The sequence below is a fragment of the Vibrio sp. T20 genome, assembly GCF_007858795.1.
Lineage (GTDB): Bacteria > Pseudomonadota > Gammaproteobacteria > Enterobacterales > Vibrionaceae > Vibrio > Vibrio satsumensis.
Map to the genome: position 1 here is coordinate 1 of NZ_VFEB01000004.1, position 325 is coordinate 325.

The 325-nt window shown below is 47.7% G+C and carries 1 protein-coding gene; it reads left to right on the forward strand.

Annotated elements, in window-relative coordinates:
* Window positions 1-325 (forward strand): dicarboxylate/amino acid:cation symporter (locus FTW16_RS00060; protein ID WP_146489655.1); only part of this gene is annotated, 325 nt, incomplete at both ends.

The following is a 325-nucleotide window of genomic DNA, read 5'->3' on the forward strand; positions in this document are numbered from 1 at the left end:
ACATTCTTACGTAAGATGGAAGATGCGATCATGTTTGCGTTTTCAACGGCCTCTTCGAACGCAACGATTCCAGTTACAATGGAAACAGCGAAGAACCGCATGGGCGTAGATAATAAAGTGGCTTCGTTCACAGTACCACTAGGTGCGACTGTAAACATGGATGGTACAGCTATCATGCAGGGTGTGGCTACTGCATTTATCGCGCAAGCATACAACATTGACTTGACGATGGGCGACTACCTAATGGTTATTCTAACGGCGACATTAGCGTCTGTTGGTACAGCGGGTGGTCCAGGCGTTGGTCTTGTTATGCTGGCGATGGTAT